Source organism: Variovorax sp. Soil_C_17, assembly GCF_057657265.1.
The window spans coordinates 1,084,245-1,106,385 of sequence record NZ_JBDGIT010000001.1; the positions used below are offsets into that span (position 1 = coordinate 1,084,245).

20 protein-coding genes are annotated in these 22,141 nt (G+C 66.7%); 5 read left to right on the forward strand and 15 right to left on the reverse strand.

The genetic code is table 11. The annotated features are described in order from the left end of the window. Window positions 1–23: 23 nt before the first annotated feature. Genes AC3A6Y_RS05155 through hpaR form a run of 13 tightly spaced genes read right to left on the reverse strand, consistent with a single transcriptional unit; the run spans window position 24 to window position 11,802 of the window. On the reverse strand, window positions 24–1,010 hold the full coding sequence (locus AC3A6Y_RS05155) for a 2-dehydropantoate 2-reductase (RefSeq protein ID WP_487867146.1): 987 nt from the start codon (window positions 1,008–1,010) through the stop codon (window positions 24–26). Window positions 1,011–1,020: 10 nt separating this feature from the next. Next, window positions 1,021–1,812, reverse strand: a complete 792-nt coding sequence (locus AC3A6Y_RS05160; protein ID WP_487867147.1) for a class II aldolase/adducin family protein — start codon at window positions 1,810–1,812, stop codon at window positions 1,021–1,023. Between the two features lie 23 nt (window positions 1,813–1,835). Continuing rightward, entirely contained in the window at window positions 1,836–2,828 is a 993-nt protein-coding gene (locus AC3A6Y_RS05165; RefSeq protein WP_487867148.1) for a Bug family tripartite tricarboxylate transporter substrate binding protein, read from the reverse strand. A 26-nt stretch (window positions 2,829–2,854) separates the two neighbouring features. Continuing rightward, window positions 2,855–4,576, reverse strand: coding sequence for a dihydroxy-acid dehydratase (gene ilvD, locus AC3A6Y_RS05170; RefSeq protein WP_487867149.1), 1,722 nt, complete (start codon window positions 4,574–4,576; stop codon window positions 2,855–2,857). A gap of 11 nt (window positions 4,577–4,587) precedes the next feature. Next, entirely contained in the window at window positions 4,588–5,397 is an 810-nt protein-coding gene (locus AC3A6Y_RS05175) for an aldolase/citrate lyase family protein (RefSeq protein ID WP_487867150.1), read from the reverse strand. Between the two features lie 12 nt (window positions 5,398–5,409). Continuing rightward, window positions 5,410–6,213: a 2-oxo-hept-4-ene-1,7-dioate hydratase gene (hpaH, locus tag AC3A6Y_RS05180; RefSeq protein WP_487867151.1), complete on the reverse strand. Its 804-nt coding sequence runs from the start codon at window positions 6,211–6,213 to the stop codon at window positions 5,410–5,412. A 1-nt stretch (window position 6,214) separates the two neighbouring features. Further along, window positions 6,215–6,622 carry a 5-carboxymethyl-2-hydroxymuconate isomerase gene (locus AC3A6Y_RS05185; protein WP_487867152.1) on the reverse strand — a complete coding sequence of 136 codons (408 nt, stop codon included), beginning with the start codon at window positions 6,620–6,622 and terminating at the stop codon, window positions 6,215–6,217. Between the two features lie 11 nt (window positions 6,623–6,633). After that, window positions 6,634–7,503, reverse strand: a complete 870-nt coding sequence (hpaD, locus tag AC3A6Y_RS05190) for a 3,4-dihydroxyphenylacetate 2,3-dioxygenase (protein WP_487867153.1) — start codon at window positions 7,501–7,503, stop codon at window positions 6,634–6,636. A gap of 2 nt (window positions 7,504–7,505) precedes the next feature. Further along, window positions 7,506–8,963, reverse strand: a complete 1,458-nt coding sequence (gene hpaE / locus AC3A6Y_RS05195; RefSeq protein WP_487867154.1) for a 5-carboxymethyl-2-hydroxymuconate semialdehyde dehydrogenase — start codon at window positions 8,961–8,963, stop codon at window positions 7,506–7,508. A 7-nt stretch (window positions 8,964–8,970) separates the two neighbouring features. Then, complete coding sequence (locus AC3A6Y_RS05200) at window positions 8,971–9,948, reverse strand: Bug family tripartite tricarboxylate transporter substrate binding protein (RefSeq protein ID WP_487867155.1); 978 nt, start codon at window positions 9,946–9,948, stop codon at window positions 8,971–8,973. A 53-nt stretch (window positions 9,949–10,001) separates the two neighbouring features. Continuing rightward, entirely contained in the window at window positions 10,002–10,754 is a 753-nt protein-coding gene (locus tag AC3A6Y_RS05205; RefSeq protein ID WP_487867156.1) for a fumarylacetoacetate hydrolase family protein, read from the reverse strand. Beyond that, complete coding sequence (locus tag AC3A6Y_RS05210) at window positions 10,751–11,374, reverse strand: fumarylacetoacetate hydrolase family protein (RefSeq protein WP_487867157.1); 624 nt, start codon at window positions 11,372–11,374, stop codon at window positions 10,751–10,753. Before AC3A6Y_RS05210 ends, AC3A6Y_RS05205 begins: the two co-directional genes overlap by 4 nt. Next, on the reverse strand, window positions 11,371–11,802 hold the full coding sequence (gene hpaR, locus AC3A6Y_RS05215) for a homoprotocatechuate degradation operon regulator HpaR (RefSeq protein ID WP_487867158.1): 432 nt from the start codon (window positions 11,800–11,802) through the stop codon (window positions 11,371–11,373). The genes AC3A6Y_RS05210 and hpaR overlap by 4 nt, the downstream gene beginning before the upstream one ends. 118 nt (window positions 11,803–11,920) lie before the next feature. Between hpaR and radA the strand changes: the two genes are divergently transcribed. Both radA and AC3A6Y_RS05225 read left to right on the forward strand, forming a co-directional pair. Next, window positions 11,921–13,312 carry a DNA repair protein RadA gene (radA, locus tag AC3A6Y_RS05220; RefSeq protein WP_487867159.1) on the forward strand — a complete coding sequence of 464 codons (1,392 nt, stop codon included), beginning with the start codon at window positions 11,921–11,923 and terminating at the stop codon, window positions 13,310–13,312. 62 nt (window positions 13,313–13,374) lie between these two features. Continuing rightward, complete coding sequence (locus AC3A6Y_RS05225; RefSeq protein ID WP_487867160.1) at window positions 13,375–13,863, forward strand: glycerate kinase; 489 nt, start codon at window positions 13,375–13,377, stop codon at window positions 13,861–13,863. On the opposite strand, the gene AC3A6Y_RS05230 is transcribed toward AC3A6Y_RS05225, so the two are convergent. After that, window positions 13,860–14,843: a recombination-associated protein RdgC gene (locus tag AC3A6Y_RS05230; protein WP_487867161.1), complete on the reverse strand. Its 984-nt coding sequence runs from the start codon at window positions 14,841–14,843 to the stop codon at window positions 13,860–13,862. The genes AC3A6Y_RS05225 and AC3A6Y_RS05230 overlap by 4 nt on opposite strands. A 114-nt stretch (window positions 14,844–14,957) precedes the next feature. Between AC3A6Y_RS05230 and AC3A6Y_RS05235 the strand changes: the two genes are divergently transcribed. The 3 genes from AC3A6Y_RS05235 to AC3A6Y_RS05245 all read left to right on the forward strand — a co-directional run bounded on the left by AC3A6Y_RS05235 (window position 14,958) and on the right by AC3A6Y_RS05245 (window position 20,692). Then, complete coding sequence (locus AC3A6Y_RS05235) at window positions 14,958–15,896, forward strand: branched-chain amino acid transaminase (RefSeq protein ID WP_487867162.1); 939 nt, start codon at window positions 14,958–14,960, stop codon at window positions 15,894–15,896. Between the two features lie 9 nt (window positions 15,897–15,905). Further along, window positions 15,906–16,115, forward strand: a complete 210-nt coding sequence (locus AC3A6Y_RS05240; protein WP_487867163.1) for a zinc-finger domain-containing protein — start codon at window positions 15,906–15,908, stop codon at window positions 16,113–16,115. 425 nt (window positions 16,116–16,540) lie between these two features. Then, the gene (locus AC3A6Y_RS05245; protein WP_487867164.1) at window positions 16,541–20,692 is read left to right on the forward strand and encodes a hypothetical protein; all 4,152 of its coding nucleotides are present in this window, start codon (window positions 16,541–16,543) and stop codon (window positions 20,690–20,692) included. Window positions 20,693–20,753: 61 nt separating this feature from the next. Here AC3A6Y_RS05245 and AC3A6Y_RS05250 read toward each other — a convergent pair whose 3' ends face one another. Next, the gene (locus tag AC3A6Y_RS05250; protein WP_487867165.1) at window positions 20,754–22,031 is read right to left on the reverse strand and encodes an O-antigen ligase family protein; all 1,278 of its coding nucleotides are present in this window, start codon (window positions 22,029–22,031) and stop codon (window positions 20,754–20,756) included. Between the last annotated feature and the right edge of the window lie 110 nt (window positions 22,032–22,141).

Below are 22,141 nucleotides of genomic sequence, written 5' to 3' on the forward strand. Positions count from 1 at the left end.
GGTGCCGCTTGCCGGCACGCGTCTCAAGCGGCCGGGTACAGGCCGTGCATGCGGGCGTGCAGCCGCGCGAGGCCGAACAGTGCGTCGGTGAAAGGTATGTGCACGCCGGTCAGATCGCCGAGTTCCTTCACGACGCCCACCAGCGCGTCGAGCTCCACCTGGCGCTGGGCTTCGACATCCTGCAGCATCGAGGTCTTGAAGGCCCCCAGCTTGCGCGTGACCGCGTGCCGGTCCTCGGGGCTCTCGGCGATCGGCACGCCGATGCGCTCGCCGATCTCGCGCGCCTCCAGCATGATGGTCGAGATGAAGCCGCGCACCAGTTCGTCGTTGAGGATGAGGTCGGTGGTGGCGCCGGTCAACGCGCTGATCGGGTTGACCGTCATGTTGCCCCACAGCTTGTACCAGACGTCTTTCTGGATCCGAGGCGAGAGGCGGGCCTCGAAGCCGGCCTGCTCGAGCAGCGCTTCGAGCCGCTGCGCCCGCGGCGTGGCCTCGCCCGAGGGCTCGCCGATGATCAGGCCGTTGCCGAAGTGGTGCCGCACCACGCCCGGCGCATCCAGCGAACAGCTCGCATGCACCACGCAGCCGATCACATGCTGCGCGGGGATGGCGGCGTCGATCTTGCCGCCCGGGTCCACCGCCTCCAGCTGCGTGCCGGCGAGCGGGCCGCCGAAGCCGCCCTGCAGGAACCACCAGGGCACGCCGTTCATGGCAGTCAGCACGATCGTGTCGGGACCGAGCAGCGGCGCGATCTGCGCGGCGACGGCCGGCAGCGCCGGTGCCTTCACTGCGATCACCACCAGGTCCTGCGCGCCCAGGTCGGCCGGGTCGGCCACCGCATTGACCGCGAAGCGCATGCGCTGGTCGCCCCGCATCACGCTCAGCCCATCGCGCTGAAGCGCCTCCAGCGTCGCGCCGCGTGCCACCACATTGAGCCGGCTGCCGGCCTGCGCGAGGCCGGCGCCGATCCAGCCGCCGATCGCGCCGGCGCCGTAGATGCAGACTTTCATCGCTGTTCGCTCAGTGCTTGTAGGAATCGTCGATGCGATCGACCTGCCGCACCAGCGCGTCGAACACGTCCTGCCCGCCGCCGTGCTTCGGGTTGAACTGCAGCGCATCGCGCGTGCACTTGCGCGCGATCTCTTCCGAGACGGGGATGGGCGTGCCCATCGACAGCGTCGCCATCTGGATCTCGCAGGCGCGCTGCAGCGTCCAGAGGATGGCGAAGGTCTGCGGCAGCGTCTGGCCCCAGGCCAGCAGGCCGTGGTTGCGCAGGATCACGGCAGGCTTGTCGCCGATGCTCTTCAGCAGCCGCGGCCCTTCGTCGGCATGGATGGTGATGCCTTCGAAGTCGTGGTACGCCACCATGCCGTGCAACTGCGCGGTGTAGAAGTTGGTCTGCTGCAGGCCGCCCTGCAGGCAGGCCACCGCCACGCCGGCGGTGGTGTGCGTGTGCATCACGCAATGCGCATCGGGCAGGCCGTCGTGGATCGCGGCATGCACGGTGAAGCCGGCCGGGTTGACCGGGTGGCGCGAGCCGTCCAGCACCTTGCCCTGCAGGTCGATCTTGACCAGGTTGCCGGCCGTGACCTCGCTGTAAAGCAGGCCGAAGGGGTTGATGAGGAACTGCTTCTGCCCGCCCGTCACGCTGTCGGGCAGCCGCACCGTGATGTGGTTGTAGATCATCTCGGTCCAGCCCAGCATCGCGAACACGCGGTAGCAGGCGGCCAGCTGCAGGCGGGCCTCCTGTTCGTCGGGATGGATGGCGGGGCGGGCCGCGGCGGCGGCCGGGGTGGCGAGCGGAGTATTCATCGAGCAGTTCCTTTGGGAGTGGGCTATTGCTCCGCGGTGAACCCGATCTGCTTCACGATCGGCGCCCACTTGGCGGTGTCTTTCTTGAGCAGTTCCGTCAGCTCGCCGGGCGACGAAGACATGGCCTCCAGCCCGAAGGTGGCCAAGCCGTCGATCACGTCCTTCTGGGCCAGCGCCGTCTTCATCGCCGCATTGGCGCGCGCCACCACCTCGGGCGAGGCCTTGGCCGGCAGCAGGAAGGCGAACCATTCGCTGTGCGTGACGTTCTTGATGCCCTGCTCCTCGAAGGTCGGCACATCGGGCGCGAAACGGCTGCGCTTGGCCCCGGAGACGCCGAGGATGCGCACCTTGCCCGAGGCCAGGTGCTGCGTGATGTCGCCGATCGGCCCCGACACCGCCGCCACGTTGCCGCCCAGCAGGTCGAGCATGGCCGGCTGCGTGCCGCGGTAGGCGGCGTGCTTGAGATCGACGCCGGCGTTCTTGCCCAGGAGCGCGCCGATGAAGTGCGGCGTGGAGCCGGCCGCGGGCGAGCCGTAGTTGGCGCCGGCCGGGTTCGTCTTGGCCCAGGCCAGGAACTCGGGCACCGACTTCACGCTCGCCGGCACGGCCGGGCCGACCGCGAAGCCGAAGTCAAACTGGCAGGCGATCGTCAGCGGCGTGAGGTCGACCAGCGGGTCGTAGGGCAGCTTCTTGTAGATGTGCGGATAGATGGTGAGGATGGAAGTCGGCGTCTGCAGGATCGTCGCGCCGTCGGCCGGCTGGCCCTTGACGTAGGTGACGGCGATCTGGCCGCCCGCGCCGGTGCGGTTCTCGACCACCACGGCCTTGCCGTAGTCGGGCTGGAGGCGGCTCGCGACGCGGCGGCACAGCGTGTCGGAGGTGCCGCCGGCGGCAAAGCCGGTGATCAGGCGCGCGGTTTCCAGAGGCTGGGCCTGTGCGAAGGCCTGCTGGCCCAGGCTGGCGAGCAGCGCCGAGGCGCCGGTGGTCTGCAGCAGGTGGCGGCGGGTGAGGGTCATGATGAGCTTGTCTCCGTGTGAGTGCTTCAGGATTCGTCGCGCAGCCAGGTGACTGCGCCCGAATGGGTGACGGCGCCCTGGTGGCTGGGGCGCACGGTGAGCGCATATTTTTCCAGCAAGCCGGTATGCCGCACCCCCGCGTTTACCTGACGTTGCGCCAGCCTCGCGGCGATTTCCTGGTGGCTCAACTCGACGCCGATGCTGCGGATGTCTGCGCGTGCGTCGATGGCGACGATGTCGCCGTCGCGCAGCGCCGCGATCGGTCCGCCTTCGGCCGCCTCGGGCCCCGCGTAGCCGATGCACAGGCCGCGCGTCGCGCCCGAGAAACGGCCGTCCGTCAGCAGCGCCACCTTGTCGCCCATGCCCTGGCCGTAAAGCAGTGCGGTGATGCCCAGCATCTCGCGCATGCCGGGGCTGCCCTTGGGCCCTTCGTTGCGGATGACGATCACGTCGCCGGCCTGGTAGCGGCGGTTCTGAACGGCGGCCTGCGCTTCTTCCTCCGACTCGAAAACGCGCGCCGGTCCACGGTGTACCAGCGTCTTCAGGCCTGCAGTCTTGAGCAGGGCTCCGTCGGGACACAGGTTGCCCTTGAGCACCGCGAGGCCGCCGTCGCGCGTGATCGGATCGCCGGCCTTTCGCACCACGCGGCCGTCCGGCGCCGGCGCATCGGCGACTTCCTCGGCCAGCGTGCGGCCGGTGAAGGTGAGTGCATCGCCCTGCAGGAAGCCCTGCTCCAGCAGCGTGCGCAGGATCACGCCGGCGCCGCCGATGTAGTACACGTCGCGCGCCAGGTACTGCCCGCCCGGGCGCAGATCGGCGATGAGCGGGGTGCGCGCGAACACCTCGGCCACGTCGTCGAGGTGGAACTTGATGCCCGCCTCGTGCGCGATCGCCGGCAGGTGCAGCGCCGCGTTGGTCGAGCCGCCGGTGGCCGAGACCAGCGCGCAGGCGTTCTCCAGCGCCTGGCGCGTCACGATGTCGCGCGGCAGCGGGCCTTCGCCCATGACGGCCTTCATCAACTGCTTCGCCGCGCGGCGCATCAGCGGCGCGCGTTCGCTGAACACGGCGGGCACCATGCTGGAGCCGATCGGCGCCAGGCCCAGCGCCTCGGACACCATGCCCATGGTGTTGGCGGTGAACTGGCCCGCGCAGGCGCCGGCGGTGGGCAGGCAGGCGCGGCTCATGGCGTCGAGCTCCTCGTGCGTGGCGTCGCCGGCCAGCACCTTGCCGATGGTCTCGTAGGTGTCGACCACGTTGAGGTCGCGCCCGTCCGGCCCGGGCATCTGGCCGGGCAGCGCCGAGCCGCCATGCACGAACACGCCGGGCACGTTGCAGCGGACCATGCCCATCATCAGCCCCGGCAGGTTCTTGTCGCAGGCGCCGATGGCGAAGATGCCGTCCCACTGGTGGCCGCGTGTCGAGGCTTCGACGCTGTCGGCGATCAGCTCGCGCGAGATCAGCGAGAAGCGCATGCCCGAATGCGCCATCGTCAGGCCGTCGCTCACCGACACCACCGGGCATTCGTGCGGCGTGCCGCCGCCTGCATAGATGCCGGTCTTGGCATGCTGCGCCTGCTCGCGCAGGTTGAGGTTGCAGGGGCTCATCTCGCCGCCGGTGTGGAACACGCCGATGTGCGGGCGTGCGATGTCCTCCTCGTCCTGGCCCAGCCCATGCAGGAAGCTGCGCGTGGTGGCGCGGATGGTGCCCTCGCGGATGATCGCGGAGCGGAAGCGCTTGGGATCGCTCATGGCCGATGGACTCAGTAGGTGCCGCCGCCCGATGCCGGCTTCGCACCGCCCTTGAAGCGCGCGGCCAGTGCATTGGTGCTGCGCACCAGCAGGTTGGTGTCGAGGCCGACGGCGACGAAGAGGGCGCCCAGCTCCAGGTATTTCTGCGCGAGCGTCTCGTCCGGCGTCAGGATGCCGGCGGCTTTGCCGGCGCGCTGGATGCGGGCGATCGCGTCCTCGATGGCCGCCTGCACCTCGGCGTGGTTCGAGTCGCCGACATGACCGAGCGAAGCCGACAGGTCGGCCGGGCCGATGAAGACGCCATCGACCCCCTCGACGCCGGCGATTGCATCGAGGTTCGCCAGCGCTTCGCGCGACTCCGCCTGCACCAGCAGGCAGACCTGTGAGTTGGCCTCCCTGGCATAGCCCGGGTAGCGGCCCCAGCGCGAGGCGCGCGCCCCGCCCATGCCACGGATGCCCTGCGGCGGATAGCGCATGGCGCGCACGATGGCCTGCGCCTGCTCGGGGGTGTCGACCATCGGCACCAGCAGGGTCTGCACGCCCAGGTCGAGGTACTGCTTGATCAGCGCCGTGCCCCCGTCGCCGTGCCCCACCGGCACGCGCGCGATGGCGTTGACGCCCGGATAGGCCGCGATGGCCTGCGCCTGCTGCAGCACGCTGCGCAGGCCGTTGGGCGAATGCTCGCCGTCGATGAGCAGCCAGTCGAAGCCGGCGCCGGCGCAGATTTCCGCGCTGTAGGCGTCGGCGAGGCCGAGCCACAGGCCGATCTGCGCGCGCTTCTCGACCAGGGCTTGCTTGAAGGGATTCGTGGGAGTTTGCATGGGTGTTCTTCTTCAGACGAAACGAAAGGCGATGGAGCCCAGCGGACCGTAGTCCGCATGGAAGGTGTCGCCGGGCTTGGCATGGGTGGGCCGGGTGAAGGACCCGCCGAGCACGACCTCGCCGGCCTCCAGGCATTCGCCCCAGGGCGCAAGCTTGTTGGCCAGCCAGGCCACGCCGGTGGCCGGATGGTTGAGCACGGCCGCGGCCAGGCCCGACTCCTCGAGCACGCCGTTCTTGTAGAGCAGCGCGCCGACCCAGCGCAGATCCACCGCGTCGGGCTTGACCGGCCGCCCGCCGGTCACGATGCCGGCATTGGCCGCGTTGTCGGCGATGGTGTCGAAGACCTTGCGCATGGCGCCGGTCTCGCGGTCGAACTGCTCGATGCGCGCGTCGATGATCTCGATGGCCGGCACCACGTAGTCGGTGGCCGCCAGCACGTCGAAGAGGCTGACGTTCGGGCCTTGCAGCCGCTTGCCCAGGACGAAGGCGAGCTCGACCTCGATGCGTGGCGCGATGAAGCGGGTGAAGGGAATGTCGCCGCCCTGCTCGAAGAACATGTCGTCCAGCAGCGTGCCGTAGTCCGGCTCGGTGATCTGGCTGGCCTGCTGCATGGCGCGCGAGGTGAGGCCGATCTTGTGGCCGCGGACCACGCGGCCCTCGGCCAGCTTGGATTTGACCCATTCGCGCGAGATGGCGTAGCCGTCCTCGATGCTCATCTCGGGAAAGCGCTTGGAGAAATGCTCGACCTGCACGCGCGACTTCTCGCTCTCGTGCAGCTCTGCCGCGAGTTGCTGGATCAGCTTCTTGTCGAGCATGTCAGGGCTGCTGAAAAAGAGAATGCAGGTTGCCGCATTTGCCGTCGTACACCTGGCCGGGGCTTTCGTCGATCTGCAGGGTGATGCCGACGCGGCGCTTTGCGAGCAGGGGCTCGACGTGCCGTTTCAACCGTTCAAGCAACGCATCGCCGACGCGCTTCTTCACCGCGTCGGAACGCCCCGTTGCCATGCGCAGGTTGAGGTAGACGAAGCCATGCTCGCCCGAGCCGTCGGCCACCGCGCAGTGCGCGGCCGGATAGGCCAGCACCCGCGTGCCGCCGACCGGGAAGACGGGGCGCTCCTGCTCGTCGCGCTGCGCGAGCATGGTGTCGGCCAGGGCGCGGCACAGCGCCGGCATGTCGGCGTCGGCTTCGACGTCGGGCGTGTAGAGGATCACGAGATGGGGCATGGCGGCGTTCCTCAGGCGGTCGCAGGCAGCGGCGTGACCGGGAAGATCGCATTGATCTGTCCGGTGCCCGAGCTGCCGAAATACGGCGTGACGATCTCCGCCGGCGCGGTGTAGCGGTCCCACCCCAGCAGGCCCAGCAGCATCGCGGTGTCGTGCATGTCGCCTTCGCCCCAGCATTTGTCGGCATACATCGGCAGCATGCCGACGAAGGTCTTCCATTCGCCGGCCTCCCACAGCTGGACCACGCGGCGGTCGACCTGCTCGAGGAAGGGGTCGTAGACCTTGTGCATGAACTCGGGTGCGCGGCCGTTGTCGGCGAAATGATGCGACAGCGAGCCGCTCGCGAACACCGCCACCGTGCCCTCGTAGCGCTCCTCGATGGCGCGGCGCACCGCCAGGCCGAAGCGGCCCGACTCGGTGAGGTCGTGCCAGTCGCACCAGCCGCTGACGCTGATCACCTTGTAGTGCTGGTCGGCGTTCATGTAGCGCATCGGCACCAGCGTGCCGTATTCGAGCTCCAGCGTGGTGTCGCTGTGGGCGCGGCTCTTCACGCCCATCTCGTTGGCCACGTCGGCGATCAGGTGGCCCAGCGCCGGGTTGCCCGGATAGGCGAAGGGCATGTTCTTGATGAAGTGCGGCAGTTCGTTGCTGGTGTAGGTGCCTTCGAACTTCGGGCCGCAGTTGATGTGGTATTCGCTGTTGACCTGCCAGTGCACGTCGAAGACCACGATGGTGTCGACGCCGAGTTCGCGGCAGCGACGGTCGATTTCCTTGTGGCCGTTGATCGCCGCCTCGCGGCAGCCGAAGTTCGGGCCGGGAAACTCCGACAGGTACATCGAGGGAACGTGCGTGATCTTGGCGGCGAGTGCGAGCGTGCCCATGGTCAGACTCCCCAATGCGGGATGTGATGCGACCCGAGCGACACCGCGACGTTCTTCGGCTCGCAGAAGACCTCGTAGCTCCAGGTGCCGCCCTCGCGCCCCGTGCCCGAGGCCTTGGTGCCGCCGAAGGGCTGGCGCAGGTCGCGCACGTTCTGGCTGTTGACGAAGCACATGCCGGCCTCGACCGCCGCCGCCACGCGATGCGCGCGGCCGATGTTCTCGGTCCAGACGTAGCTGCTCAAGCCGTACTGGATGTCGTTGGCCAGGCGGATCGCATCGGCCTCGTCCTTGAAGGGGATCAGGCAGGCGACGGGGCCGAAGATTTCTTCCTGCGCGATCTTCATGCGGTTGTCGACGTCGGCGAAGACCGTGGGCGCAACGTAGTTGCCGCGCCGCACGCGATCGGGCAGTTGCGGCACCTCGAGCCCGCCGCACAGCAGCGTCGCGCCTTCCTTCGGCCCGAGCTCGATGTAGCTGCGCACCTTGGCCAGGTGGGCCTGCGAGATCATCGGCCCGACGACGGTCTTTTCGTCCAGCGGGTCGCCGACCGCGATGCGCTTCGCGCGCGCGGCGAACTTCGCGGCGAAGTCGGCATAGATCGACTGCTGCACCAGGATGCGCGAGCCCGCGGTGCAGCGCTCGCCGTTGTTGCTGAAGATCATGAACAGGGCCGCGTCGAGCGCACGATCGAGATTCGCGTCTTCGAAGATCACGAAGGGGCTCTTGCCGCCCAGCTCCATGCTGAACTTCTTCAGGCCCGCGCTCTTGACGATGCGGTTGCCGGTGGCGGTCGAGCCGGTGAAGGAGATCGCGCGCACGTCCGGGTGCGCGACCAGCGGCTCGCCGGCCTCCTTGCCGTAGCCGTGCACCAGGTTCAGCACGCCGGGCGGGATGCCGGCTTCGAGCGCCAGCTCGCCCAGGCGCGCGGCGGTCAGCGGCGAGAGCTCGCTCATCTTCAGCACCGCCGTGTTGCCGAAGGCCAGGCAGGGCGCCACCTTCCAGGTGGCGGTCATGAAGGGCACGTTCCACGGCGAGATCAGCGCGCACACGCCGACCGGGTGGAAGAGCGTGTAGTTGAGGTGCGTCTCGGTCGGGTAGGTATGGCCGTCCACCCGCGTGCACATCTCGGCGAAGTAGTAGAAGTTGTCGGCCGCGCGCGGCACCAGCTGCTTGCCGGTCTGCGCGATGACCTGGCCGCAGTCGTTGGTCTCGGTCTGCGCCAGCTCGGGCACGTGGGCGGCGATCAGGTCGCCGAGCTTGCGGATCAGCTTCGCGCGCTGGGGCGCGGGCAGGCCCGCCCATTTCGGGAAGGCCGCCTTGGCGGCGCCGACCGCGGCGTTGACTTCCGCCTCGCCGCCGGCGGCGACCTCGGCCAGCACTTCCTGCGTGGCCGGATTGACGGTCTCGAAATAGTCGGCGCCGGCGACCGGCTTGCCGTCGATGAGGTGATCGATCTTCATGGGGCTTTCAATCCAGTTTGATGTCGCGCGCCTTGATGAGGGCGTGCCACTTCTTGCGTTCCGCTTCGGTGTAGCGGGTCATCTCGGCGGCGTCGGCGGGCGTGGGGTCCCAGCCGGCATCCTGCAGTTTCTGCCGCACGCCGGGGTCGTTCATGGCCTTCATCAGATCCGCGCCGAGGCGGGTCTGCACCTCCTTCGGCGTGGCGGCCGGCGCCACCAGTCCTTGCCAGGCGTAGGCCTCGACGGCGGGGAAGCCGAGCTCCCTGGCCGTCTGCACGTTGGGCAGCTGCGGCATGCGTTCGCCGGACATCGCGATCAGCGGGATGGCCTTGCCCGCCTTGACGGCGCTCACGCCGCTGGGAAGGTCGAGCACCATCAGCGGCACCTGGCCGCCCATCAGGTCCTGCAGGGCCGGCGCACCGCCCTTGTAGGGCACGTGCAGCACCGACACGCCCGCCTCGCGCTGAAACAGCTCCAGCGCCAGGTGATGCGGGCTGCCCAGGCCGGGCGTGGCGACGCTGTACTTGCCGGGCGAGCGCTTGAGCTCGGCCAGCAACGCCTTCGCGTCGGCAAAGCCGGCGTTGGGAGCGGCCGTGATGACGAGCGAGGAACGGCCCATCATGCCGAGCAGGGCGAAGTCCTTCTCGGCTTCGTAGGGCAGCTTCTTGTAGAGCGCCGGGTTGTAGACCAGCACGCCGTTGTCGGCCGAGAAGACGGTGTAGCCGTCACCCGGCGAGCGGGCGACGTGCTCCGAGGCGATGATGGCCGCCGCGCCGGGACGGTTGTCGATGACCACCGGCTGGCCCAGCTGCTGTGAAAGCTGCGCGCCCGCCGTGCGCGCAAGAAAGTCGGTGCCGCCGCCCGCCGGATACCCGACCACCCAGCGCACCTGCTTGTTCGGGTAGGGCTGCGCGGGCGCATCGAAGGCGAGGAGCGAAGCGGCCAGCGCGAGCAGCGCCGCGGCGAAGCGGAAAGTCCGGGTCATGCCTTGTCTCCTGGTTGTGTTGTCACCGGCAGTCGCTGCGAGTTCACGCCTTCTCAGGCCGCAGCGATGGTGTTGCTCAGTGCGCCGATGCCTTCGATTTCCGTCACCACCACGTCGCCGGGGCGGCAGTCCACCACGCCGTCGGGCGTGCCGGTGAGGATCAGGTCGCCGGGCGCGAGCGTCATGAAGCCCGAGAAGTACTCGATGAGGAAGGGCACGTCGAAGATCATGTCCTTCGTGCTGCCCGACTGCGTGAGCTTGCCGTTGACGGTGGTCTGCAGCGCGAGCGCCATCGGGTCGGGCACGTCCTGCGCGTCCACCAGCCAGGGCCCGATGGGCGTGCAGGTGTCGCGGTTCTTGACCCGCAGGTTCGGGCGATACCAGTTCTCGAGGTAGTCGCGGATCGCGTAGTCGTTGGCGACCGTGTAGCCGGCGATGTGGTCGTAGGCGTCGGCGCGGCGCACGTTCCGCGCCGTCTTGCCGATCACGACCACCAGCTCGCATTCGTAGTGCATGAAGGACACCTCGGGCGGGCGCCGCGTCTTCTGGCGATGGCCGATCAGCGTGCTCTGGCCCTTGACGAAGACCAGCGGCTCCTCGGGCGCCTTGAATTCGAGCTCCTTCGCGTGGTCCGCGTAGTTGAGGCCGAGCGCGAGGATGGTGCGGGGGCGCGGCGTCGGTGCCAGCGGCGGCAGCCACAGGGCGTCGTCGAAGGCGATGCTGCGGCCGTCGGCCAGCAGCAGCCGGCCGTCGCGTTCAGTCGCCGTCTGCTCCACGCCTTCGAAGGCGATGCGTGCGTGCTTCATGCAGCTTCTCCCACCAGCGTGTTGGCCAGCGTCTCGAAGCCCGGCGCACTGATCTCGATGCGGTCGCCGGGCCGCGCCGGCGGGCGTCCGGCATCGCAGCCCAGCATCAGCACGTCGCCGTGTGCCAGCGTCATGAACTCGCTCACGTCGGCCAGCAGCTGCGAGGCGTTGCGCACCAGTTGCGAGAAGTCGATCGACTGGCGCAATGCGCCGTTGATGCGCACTTCGAGCCTGAACGCGGCCGGGTCGGCCACCTCCTGCGCGTCGCGCATCGCGGGGCCGATACCGAGAAAGCCGTCCACGCACTTGAACTTGACCGGCGGGCGGAAGAAGCTCGCGTGCGGGATCGACAGGTCGTTCATCGGCACGAAGCCTTCGACATCGCCGTCGGCGCCGATCACCATCGCGATGGTGGCGCCGACCTCGACCTCGGGCACGCGTGCGGGCACCACGATCGCGCTGCCGTGCGGGCTCCAGGTGTTGGCCGTCTTCACGTACAGCACCGGCGCTTTCGGCGGAGCCTTGTAGGGGGGCTGCGTCATCTGGGGCGCCAGCGCCTCGACTTCCGCGCGGAAGTTGAGCAGCACGCCGTAGACGGTGCCGGTGGGGAGAAAGCTCATGGTTGTTCCAGTTCGATCACTTCGTCGAGCAGCACATAGAGCTGCGACAGCTTCTGCTTGCCCAGCGACTTCTCCATCCAGGCGTAGTGCGCCTCGATGCTTTCCGAGAGCTGCTGGACCATGCGCGTGCCCTTGGGCGTGGCCTCGACCACGGTGCGGCGCTGGTCGGCGGGATCGCGCGCGCGGCGGATCAGGCCGTCGCGCTCCATGCGCGCGAGCACGCCGGTCAGGCTGGGGCCGAGGATGAAGGCCTCGCGCGCCACGCGGCCCGTCTCCACCATCCCATGTTCGCCCAGCACCCGCAGCACGCGCCATTGCTGGTCGCTCAACCCATGCTCGCGCAGGCTGGGCCGGGTGTGCGCCATGACGGCTTCGCGCGCCTGCAGCAGCAGGCGGGGCAGGTTGCGGTGGACGAAGGGAGTGCTCATGAAGGGCTCGATTATTTAACATGTTAAATTTTTTGCAAGACCTCTTCGGGGCTGCCTTTGCCGGGTTTTCCCGTAGGCCGGACGCGGGCCGTCGACGCCCGCTCCCTACACTCGGGCGATGGCCAAGGAAAAATCACTCTTCGTCTGCTCCGAATGCGGCGGCACCAGCCCCAAGTGGCTGGGCCGCTGCCCCAGCTGCGGCGCCTGGAACACGCTGATCGAGCAGGTGGCGGCCACGGCGCCCGGCGGCGGCAACAACCGCTTCGGCGCACCCTACGCGTCGCTCGCCGGCACCGCCGAGCTGGCGGTGCTGTCGGAGATCGAAGCCAGCGAGGTCGCGCGCACGCCCACCGGGCTCGACGAACTCGACCGCGTGCTGGGCGGCGGCATCGTCGACGGCGGCGTCACGCTGATCGGCGGCGACCCCGGCATCGGGAAGTCCACCCTCCTGCTGCAGGCAACCGATGCCCTGCAGCGCGCGGGGCGGAACGCGCTCTACATCACCGGCGAGGAAAGCGGTGCGCAGGTGGCAATGCGCTCGCGGCGCCTCGGCCTGGAGCTGTCGCAGGTGCAGGTGCTGGCCGAGATCCAGCTGGAGAAGATCCTGGCCACGCTGGACGCCACGCGCCCGGCGATCGCGGTGATCGATTCGATCCAGACCGTGTATTCGGACCAGCTGACCTCGGCCCCCGGCTCGGTGGCACAGGTGCGCGAATGCGCGGCGCACCTCACGCGCTTCGCCAAGGCCAGCGGCACGGCGGTGGTGCTGGTGGGCCACGTGACGAAGGAGGGCGCACTGGCCGGCCCGCGCGTGCTGGAGCACATGGTCGACACGGTGCTGTACTTCGAAGGCGACACCCATTCCAGCTTTCGCCTGGTGCGCGCCATCAAGAACCGCTTCGGTGCGGTCAACGAGATCGGCGTCTTCGCGATGACCGAGCGCGGCCTCAAAGGCGTGACCAATCCCAGCGCGATCTTTCTGAGCCAGCATGCCGAACCGGTGCCCGGCAGCGTGGTGCTGGTCACGCTCGAAGGCACGCGGCCGATGCTGGTCGAGATCCAGGCCCTGGTCGACAACGGCGGGCCCAGCCCGCGGCGACTGTCCGTGGGCCTGGACCGCGACCGGCTCGCGATGCTGCTGGCGGTGCTGCACCGCCATGCGGGCGTGGCCTGCATGGACCAGGACGTGTTCGTCAATGCGGTGGGCGGCGTGCGCATCAGCGAGCCTGCCGCCGACCTGGCGGTGATGCTGGCCATCACCTCCAGCCTGCGCGGCAAGCCGCTGCCCAAGGGCTTCATCGCCTTCGGCGAAGTCGGGCTGGCCGGCGAAGTGCGGCCGGCGCCGCGCGGCCAGGAGCGGCTGCGCGAGGCGGCCAAGCTGGGCTTCAGTGTGGCGGTGGTGCCCAAGGCCAACGCGCCGCGCAAGGGCGCGAAGGAGATCGAGGGCCTGACGATCCATCCTGTGGAGCGCATCGAGGAAGCGATGAACGTGGTGCGCGGCCTCGACTGAACCGTCGGCCCCCCCGCCGATGCGCCGACGGGTGAGCCAGCCCCGCTTCGACGGAGGCGACAATGCGGCCCATGAATTTCGGCAAAGTTTTCGTGCCTCTCGCAGGCCTGCTGCTGCTCGGCCTGGCCTATCGCGCCTACGGCTGGCCGGGCGTCGCATTCGCGGGCGGCGCCATCGTCATGTTCCTGCTGATGCACTTCAATCGCACCATGCAGGTCCTCAAGCGCGCAGCCGACCGGCCCATCGGCACGGTGCCGAGCGCGGTGATGCTCAACGCCAAGCTGAAGCCCAAGCTGACCCTGCTGCACGTGATCGCAATGACGCGCGCGCTCGGCGAGCAGCGCACGCCGAAGGACGCGCAGCCCGAGATCTACCGCTGGACCGACAACGGCGGCTCCTGGGTCGACGCCACCTTCGTCGATGGCAAGCTGACCGAATGGACGCTGGTGCGGCCGCAGGCGCCCGACGAGGACGCGGCGCAAGCAGCCGATGCGCCGAGCGCCGATGCGGTGAAGCCGGGCGCAGCCGACGCGCTGCGCCCCCCCGTCTAGAAAGGCGCCGACTCGTCGGCCAGCTCTTCGCTGGCGGGCACGGCGGCCTTCGGTGCTGTCGGCTCGGCCGGCGCCGCCCCCAGCTGCATCTCGCCGCCCAGCGCCTCGATCAGCTCCGGTACCAGCTGCCCGAGCTCGCCGGTCGCGATCGCGGCATCGGCATCGAAGTTGTCTTCCTTGGCCGAACCCGGCGCATCGTCGAGCGTGCCCTCGAGGAACACGATCTTGCGCAGCTGCATGCCCTCCGTCAGCTCGAAGGACACGCGGTCGTCCCAGGTCATCGCCAGGCGGGTGGGGCGCTTGCCGTCGGCGATGTGCTGGCGCACCTCGTCGATGTCCAGCGGGTGCTTGGCGTAGCGCACCACGGCCTTCGACTCGTCGGTGGCCTTGAGCTCGCATTCGCGGTCGATGGTGAAGCCCGCCGGCGGCTCCTGCGTCGACAGCCAGTCGGACATGGCGACGGCCGGCTCCACCTGGGTGTTGATCTGCGCCACCGCGAAGCCTTCCAGCGCCTTCACCAGGCTGGTCACGACCTCGTCGGCGCGTGCCGCGTTGCTGGCGTTCACCACCAGCCGGCGCGCGGCCGGATCGATCCAGACGGCGATGCGCACATGGCGCGTGAAGGCCAGCGGCAGCAGCTCCTGCGTGATGTCTTCCTTGAGTTCCTTCTTCTCCTTCTTGCCCGGCTTGCGGCCGGTGGTCGCCTCGATCTGCGCGGCGCGCTCCTCGACCTTGCGGCGCACCACGGAGCCGGGCAGGGTCTTGCTCTCGATCATGTATTCGAGCAGCCACTGGCCGCCGACGGATTCGACCAGCGGCCCATGGTCCTCGCCGCGGGGCTCGACCCAGCCGGCGGCCTTCTCCTGCGATGGGCTGCAGGGCACGAAGCGAGAGGCATCCAGGCGCTGCTCGACGTCGGTGAGCGTTTGCGACCAAGTGGATTCGATGCGATAGACGATGACGTTCTTGAAGACGGACACGGAAACCCTTTTCCTGGCTGTTTGGCAAAGCCGAGCATTGTCGGCGGGACGAGCCCGGCCCGCGCCGTAAAATCGCAAGCTTTTGCGACTTCCCTTCCCCAAAAGGACAAAGACATGAGCGCGCTGCCCCCCGCACTGGACGATCGTGATGGAAAGATCTGGATGGACGGTGATCTCGTGGACTGGCGCGAGGCCAAGATCCACGTGCTGAGCCACACGCTGCACTACGGCTGCGGCGCTTTCGAGGGGGTCCGCGCTTACAAGACGGTCGACGGCACCGCGATCTTCCGCCTGGCCGAGCACACCGAGCGCCTGTTCAACAGCGCCAAGATCCTGCGCATGAAGATCCCCTTCACGCCCGAGCAGCTCAACGAGGCGCAGAAGCAGGTGGTGCGCGCCAACAACCTGGAGAGCTGCTACCTGCGGCCGCTGGTGTGGATCGGCTCCGAGAAGCTGGGCGTGAGCCCCAAGGGCAACCGCATCCACGCGATGGTCGCGGCCTGGGCCTGGGGCGCCTATCTCGGCGACGAGGGCATGAAGCGCGGCATCCGCGTCAAGACCTCCAGCTACACGCGCCACCACGTCAACATCACCATGACGCAGGCCAAGGCGGTGAGCAACTACAGCAACTCGATCCTCGCCAACATGGAGGCGCTGGACGACGGCTACGACGAAGCGCTGCTGCTCGACGCATCGGGTTTCGTGAGCGAAGGCGCGGGCGAGAACATCTTCGTGGTCAAGGGCGGGGTGATCTACACGCCCGACCTGTCGGCCGGCGCGCTGAACGGCATCACGCGCAACACCATCCTGCACATCTGCAAGGACCTCGGCATCGAGGTGGTGCAGAAGCGCATCACGCGCGACGAGGTCTACATCGCCGAGGAAGCCTTCTTCACCGGCACCGCGGCCGAGGTCACGCCGATCCGCGAGCTCGACCGCATCGAGATCGGCCGGGGCTCGCGCGGCCCCATCACCGAGAAGATCCAGAGCGCCTTCTTCGACATCGTGAACGGCCGCAATCCCAAGTACGCCCACTGGCTCACCAAGGTCTGAGAGAAGAAGATGAGTGCCAACGCCGTGATCGAACTGTCGGGCCAGGACCTGAACCACCAGGGCGGGGTGTTCTGCCCGAATCCCAAGGCCAACATGAAGCTGTGGAGCGCGCATCCCAAGGTCTACCTGGACGTGGCGCGCACCGGCGAGGCCAAGTGCCCTTACTGCGGCACGGTCTACAGGCTCAAGGCCGGCGAGGCGCTGGCGCATCGCCATTGAGGGCGGGCGCTGCCCGGCGGCGCGGCACCAGCCCGCGCCACGAATCCCCCGGTTCCTGCGCCAGCCGCAGGTAGACCGACGACATCGACGGGGCTGAGCCCAGCCTCTGCATCGTCCCGACCGAACTGATGTTGATCGCTCAGCGCGATCGGCTGCGCCTGGCAGCGCGCAAACCCTGGGCATGCGGCGCAGACGCACACGCCGCCGCCGTCGCACGAGTTCGCAAGCCCGCAGGAGTGCCGCCACGACGAGAGAAACTTGGGTTAGTCTCCGCGTCCTCGCACGCAAAAAAAAAGGAAAGGCGGACGCGAAGCGGCGCCGATCCATCCAATCAGGGAAATCTCATGCATCGCTCGTCCAGCCACCCGAACCTCGTCATTCGGCGACCGCTCTCGGCCGAGCCGCCACTCCCGTTGCGGCCGCGGTTGAACCCTCTGCTGCCCATCGAAGTGCAGCATCGGGTCGTCTTCGAGCAAGAGGAAGGCTCGCTCGACGTCGTGGAAGGGACGGGCAAAGCCTCCATGCGCTTGCCAAGCGGGTGGAGAGACAAGCAGGCCCTCCTGTCCGTGATCGAAAAGGTGAAGGGCGGGCAAGATGTCTGGATCTCCGCGGAAGCGCTTCACCTGCGCGGGCCTCGGGCGCGGCACATCCTGACCCGGCTGGCCGTGGTGTTGCGGGTGCTCCGCGCCCTCGATGTGTCGGATGAGAAGGCAGCCCTGGACATCCTCCGAGCCACACCGTCGTTGATGGTGGACGCGGCGAAGCAGCCTGTGAAACTCACCCTTTATGAGCATGGCGCGCGCTTGAAAGGGGATGCTCGGTGGCTTCAAAGCCTGATCGCGGACTTGGCGTGTCATTCCCCCTCGCTCGCCTGCCGCATCTTCTTGAACCTGCTGGACCACAGAGCGCGATGGACGCTGTTGTCCCACCATCCCTCCACCTTCGATGCGCTGGTGGCGCGTGTCGAGAACAAGGAAGACCAGGAAGCGTTGCAGGCCTACTTCGAACGTGGGTTGACGTCTGAGATGAGCAAGCCCCGCGGTGCTCGATACATTGCAGTTTGGATGGTGCGCTGCCCTTCATGGGCGGAAGCTTCGCTCAACGGCATCTGGTCGATGCAGAGTGATGAATCCAAAGAGAAATGGCTGAAAGACTACCCCGCGCTCAGCGAAATCTTGGCTCGATGGATGGAGTCTTGTTCGCAGACGTCGGGTGTGGGCATCGACGACGTTGACCGGCAGCAGCCACTGAAAATTGATCTCATCGGGCTTCCGAATCAAGTTAGGCAAGACATCCGCAACCATTTCACGCAGATCTTGCGCATCGCGCCAACCCGAGACAGCGTTCAACCCAGGCACAGCGCGCAAGTCCTGAGTGGCGCGAATATCCGGAAAGAGCAATTCGGCGTGGCGCTGAAGAAGTGTGGTTTGCTTCCTGGCAAGGCAGAGCGGCAGGAGACGCGGCTTTTCTTTCATTGCGCGCTTTCTGCCGTCTCCGCTGAGATGAAGACGACTCAAGTGGTGGAAAGTGAACCGCTTGAGTGGCTGCTGTCCCAACTTTTCAAGGAATTTGCTCGTGACTTCTCTGTCATAGCCTCCTCTGCCCTCGCACATCTGGTGGCTTTCCCATTCACCAAACAGCTGGCATTGGACGGGCAGTCGGGAGACGGGGCTGTTGAGTTTGCAAGCCGACTGCACGTCTGCCAGATTGTGCGCCGCATGATCGGCTGGTGTCATGCAACTCCGGACTTTCAATCAAGACTTCGGCTGCGGAAGGAAGTGAAGGACGAACTGGCAGTGATGGCTGGCGAGGATCCGTTCGTGTGGCTGGCCCCGACCGGTCAGAAAGATGGTTTCACAGAGGCATCATGGAAGGTGCAGTTCCTGTGGCGTGACGAATGGCTGAAAGACAAGGGCATGCCGATCGATGACCATCACCGGTGTATCGAGACGGCAGCCATTCTCAATGCCGCTCTTGACCAGGAGGCTGGTGACGGAATCCAGGAGCAGGACATGGATGACATCGTTTTCTACGTCTTGAAGGACAAGTCTCCCGAGTGGCTCCATTCATTGCTGACGTTGAAATTCATGTGCACCGCGCGCCCAGCCTACAGACGCTTGGTCGCTTGCCTCGCTCTCAAGTGCGCAAATACTGCCTGTGTTGCTGGAGACGAAACGCGGGCGACTGAGTTCATCGCCATGCTTTGCAGATCCCCGTTCTTGTTTGACGATGATCTCGAGAGGGTGGCGTGGTCCGTGACGGCAGTTGTGGCGATCAGCCTCAAGGCCATCAAGCAGCTGCAGAAAGCATTGTCCTCCGATCCGCGCGGGTTGAAACGGATGTATCTGTATCTGTGGACGTATTGCCTTGCACATTCGGAGCAACCCGATCATCGTGATTGGGTGGCGAAGACCGTTGGCTACCTTGATGCCTTGGCCAAGGAGCCCGATTTCGGGTATCTGAAGGAGAGCAGTGCCAAGGTGATGGGCCTCTTTGAGCGGCACAGGTCCGATCCACGGCGCCACGAATCGACGGTCTTGATGTCGCAGGTCGAGGAACAAGAGGGAGGGGCCTTCATGCGATCGTCACCCTCCTGGGAAAACACGGAGCTCCTGTCCGCGCTCAAACGGATCAAGGGTGTTCGGGGTGAACCGTGGATCTCGGGCGGGATGCTTCACGTCCGAGGCTCGCGCGCGGGGTACGTCCTGGGCCGCCTGGCCTTCGTGTGTGAGATGCTTTCCGCCTTGGGTGTGCGGAATGAAGAGGAAGCCCTGCATGTGCTTCTGCGCACGCCAACGTTGATGGTGCAAGCGCGAGAGCCGGGGGTGAAACTCACCGTAGCGGACGGCCGGCCTTGTTTGACAGGGGACGTTCAATGGCTGCAAGCCGTGATCCTCGACCTGGCGGGCCATGCCCCATCCCTGGCTTGCCTTGCGTTCTTGTGCATGACACCCGAGGGCCAATGGACGATGTTGAGCAAGTACTCGCCCACGTTCGACGTGCTGACAGTGCGAATCGACAACGAAGTGGATCGGGAATTGTTGCTTGCCCATTTTTATTCGGGATTGATGTCCGAGTTCGAGAAGGACAGCGATGCGCGACGCATTTCGGTGTGGATCGCGCGCTGTCCTCCGTGGGCGGAAGCGTCGCTTGGTGACCTGTTGAGCAAGCACGGCAAGCAGCACATGGCAGACCAATGGTTCGAGACCGGCGCTTCCGTGACGGCGGCGCCCATTGATGAAGTGAGCCGGTCGTTGAAACCCGATCCCGAGGCGTTGGTGGCTCGTTATCAGCCCGACACCATTCTCGAGCGAGTGCGTAGCGCCAAGTACCCGCAGGAAGGCGGGCTCGCCTGGAGGACCGGCGTGCGCTACATCCGTCACCAGTTCCACGAGATCTTGCGCGGTGCGACCGATCGCGCGCTGCGGTATGGCAACGCCGTGGAGACCATCAACTGTCTTCGGCGTGAGAACCAAGCGGAACTGTTTTTCAGTTGTGCGTTCATCGTTTTTTCCTCCAGTCTGAAGAATGAAGCAGCGCAAGTTGACGCCCTGGATTGGCTGCTGGATCGGCTCTACAAGAACTACGCTCGGCATTTTTCCGCAGCAGCATCCCATGCATTCGCCCGGCATCTGCCCTTGCTGCTGCAGAAGGATCGTTCGCGGCTGTCGGCCTCTACGCCGAGATATGCGTTGCAACTGCCTTGGCAAAGTAAATCCTTGGCGATTCCTTTTGCACAGCTCGATCATGCGACCCAGCTTCTGGCTCAGATGATTGCCCGCTGTCGCGCAGACCGCGCGTTTCAGTTGCAGCTCCAACTGCGGGAAGAAGTGAAGCAAGGACTGATCGCGCTCTTCCCAAGTGCAAGCACCAGCGAGCTGTTGGCGTCACTCGCTCCGGCAGGGTTCCAGGAGGCGTCGTGGAAGGTTCAGCTCCTGTGGCGTGACGATTGGTCAGTTCCAAAGCCCGTGTTTCCGCCCTTGCAGAAAACTCCCCAGATTCTCGATTCGACTGCCGACATTCTCAAGAACGCTCTCGATCAAGGGGGAGGCAAGATCCCAGAGCGTGACATGGACGACATCGTTGCCTACCTCCTGAGCCGCGCGTCTGACGATTGGATCAAGTGCTTGCTTGAAAAATACCCGAAGGACAAAGAATATCGAGAGCTGGTGGTTTGCCTCGTCGTCAAGCGCGCCAGCAGTGCCTATGGAGCAAAGGACTCGCGGGCCACCGGGCTCATCGCACTGCTTTGTGAATCCAAGATCGTGACGGGCAATGATCTCCGTGTCGCGGCCAGGTACATGATGGGGCTCTTCGCAATCCAGCAGCAAGCAATCGAAGTGTTGCTTAGAGAGCTGTCGCGCAGTAATCGTGCGCAGCAACGGGCGTGTTTCTGGATCTATTGCCTTCTGAGTTCAAAGCCAGCTGATCAAGGTGGCGGCATGGCCGATACCTTGAGACAACTCGGCGTTACGTTCGAGGGCTGCGAGTTCACGCATCTGACAACGAGTGAACGTATCGAGGTAACGGAGTTCCTCAAGAAATACAGGTCCGAAAAGGGAAAGCTGCCGAAATGAATTGCGGTTGTGCGCTCGCTTGAAGCACGCGGCACCAAGTTCCCGCGCTGGATGCATCGCCTCAAGCCTGCCCAGGCGACCGCGCATCGCCACTGACGGCGGGCGCTGCACGGCGGCGCGGCACCAGCCCGCGCCACGAATCCCCCGGTTCCTGCGCCAGCCGCAGGTAGACCGTCGACACCCATAGCAGGCTGAGACCGATCTGCGCATCCCGCAGCGCCGAGTTCGCATTCGTCGCGATCAGCGCAATGAGCTGGGCGGCGAAGGCGTAGCGGCCGTACAGGTCGTCGCGCCGCCAGGCCACCCAGACGCCCGTCAGCATGATCGCCAACAGAGTCAACGCCCCCGGAATGCCGGCCTGAGAGCCCATCCACAAGAAGTCGTTGTGCGGCATGTTGTAGTCGGCCAGCAGCTTGGGCCCGCGCAGGTGCCACTGCTCGGTCCAGCCGCCGATGCCCCAGCCGGTGAAGGGCCGGTCGAGGATCATTCGGCCGGTGTCGCGGTACATGTAGTAGCGCACCACCCAGCTGCCCTCGGAGACGGCGCCGGCCTGCGCCTGCTCGAGCTCCTTCACGCCGAGCTCGAACTTCTGCTGCACTGCCGGCGAGTTCCACAGGCCGACGGCCACGATGGCGCCGCCGGCAATCAGCACCAGCGCCAGCACCTTGAGCCGCCCGCGCCATTGGTGGACGCAGGCCGCCGGGATGACCAGCAGCAGTGCCAGCAGCGAGGTGCGCGAAGGCAGGCTGAAGGTGATGATCACGATCACGGCCAGCGTCACGGCAAAGGCCGGCAATGCGCGCAGCGGCCGATGCTCCGACAGCGCCTGCAGGCCGAACACGGCCGCGGTCGCGCCCAGGATGGTGAAGAGCAGCGCGTTGCTGATGGACTTGTTGCCGATCAGGAAGATCACGCCCCGCCAGACCTCCAGGATGGGGAAATACATCTTCAGGGCGACCGCCACCCAGAACATCGCGATCAGGACGATGTTGAAGAGGGCCATCAGCAGGAAGCCGCGCACCGCCCAGATCGCCTCCTCGCGCGTGAGGGCCAGGGCCATGAGCACCGTGGCTGCAATGCGCAGCCCGTGCGCCAGGTTCGAGGGCGTCTGCGGATACTGCGGCTCGAGCGCCAGCACCACCAGCGTCCACACCACGTAGGCCGCCACCGGCCACCACACCGGATTGCTGCGCAATCGCTGCACGCGCTCGCGCCAGCCGCCGGCTGCGAGCAGGGCAGCGAGCAGCAGCAAGGCCGCGAGATAGGGAACGCCGACCGGCATGAACACCGTCAGCCCCCAGAACATGGCTGCGAGGCGGACGAGTTGCGATCTCTGCATGGGGGCGGATTCTAGGGGCGCTGCCTCAGCGCTTCCTGACTCGGCTGCTCAGGCGCCGCCGCCTGGCCATGGCGACGCGCGATGCGCTCCCCCCTGACGATCAGCGGCTA

Coding starts and splice junctions, on each gene's coding strand:
- AC3A6Y_RS05200 (WP_487867155.1), bottom strand. CDS start 9,948: ATGACCCGGACTTTCCGCTTCGCCGCGGCGCTGCTCGCGCTGGCCGCT.
- AC3A6Y_RS05240 (WP_487867163.1), top strand. CDS start 15,906: ATGAGTGCCAACGCCGTGATCGAACTGTCGGGCCAGGACCTGAACCAC.
- hpaE (WP_487867154.1), bottom strand. CDS start 8,963: ATGAAGATCGATCACCTCATCGACGGCAAGCCGGTCGCCGGCGCCGAC.
- AC3A6Y_RS05225 (WP_487867160.1), top strand. CDS start 13,375: ATGCGGCCCATGAATTTCGGCAAAGTTTTCGTGCCTCTCGCAGGCCTG.
- hpaR (WP_487867158.1), bottom strand. CDS start 11,802: ATGAGCACTCCCTTCGTCCACCGCAACCTGCCCCGCCTGCTGCTGCAG.
- AC3A6Y_RS05205 (WP_487867156.1), bottom strand. CDS start 10,754: ATGAAGCACGCACGCATCGCCTTCGAAGGCGTGGAGCAGACGGCGACT.
- AC3A6Y_RS05250 (WP_487867165.1), bottom strand. CDS start 22,031: ATGCAGAGATCGCAACTCGTCCGCCTCGCAGCCATGTTCTGGGGGCTG.
- ilvD (WP_487867149.1), bottom strand. CDS start 4,576: ATGAGCGATCCCAAGCGCTTCCGCTCCGCGATCATCCGCGAGGGCACC.
- AC3A6Y_RS05235 (WP_487867162.1), top strand. CDS start 14,958: ATGAGCGCGCTGCCCCCCGCACTGGACGATCGTGATGGAAAGATCTGG.
- AC3A6Y_RS05155 (WP_487867146.1), bottom strand. CDS start 1,010: ATGAAAGTCTGCATCTACGGCGCCGGCGCGATCGGCGGCTGGATCGGC.
- AC3A6Y_RS05210 (WP_487867157.1), bottom strand. CDS start 11,374: ATGAGCTTTCTCCCCACCGGCACCGTCTACGGCGTGCTGCTCAACTTC.
- hpaH (WP_487867151.1), bottom strand. CDS start 6,213: ATGCTCGACAAGAAGCTGATCCAGCAACTCGCGGCAGAGCTGCACGAG.
- AC3A6Y_RS05165 (WP_487867148.1), bottom strand. CDS start 2,828: ATGACCCTCACCCGCCGCCACCTGCTGCAGACCACCGGCGCCTCGGCG.
- AC3A6Y_RS05160 (WP_487867147.1), bottom strand. CDS start 1,812: ATGAATACTCCGCTCGCCACCCCGGCCGCCGCCGCGGCCCGCCCCGCC.
- AC3A6Y_RS05185 (WP_487867152.1), bottom strand. CDS start 6,622: ATGCCCCATCTCGTGATCCTCTACACGCCCGACGTCGAAGCCGACGCC.
- radA (WP_487867159.1), top strand. CDS start 11,921: ATGGCCAAGGAAAAATCACTCTTCGTCTGCTCCGAATGCGGCGGCACC.
- AC3A6Y_RS05175 (WP_487867150.1), bottom strand. CDS start 5,397: ATGCAAACTCCCACGAATCCCTTCAAGCAAGCCCTGGTCGAGAAGCGC.
- hpaD (WP_487867153.1), bottom strand. CDS start 7,503: ATGGGCACGCTCGCACTCGCCGCCAAGATCACGCACGTTCCCTCGATG.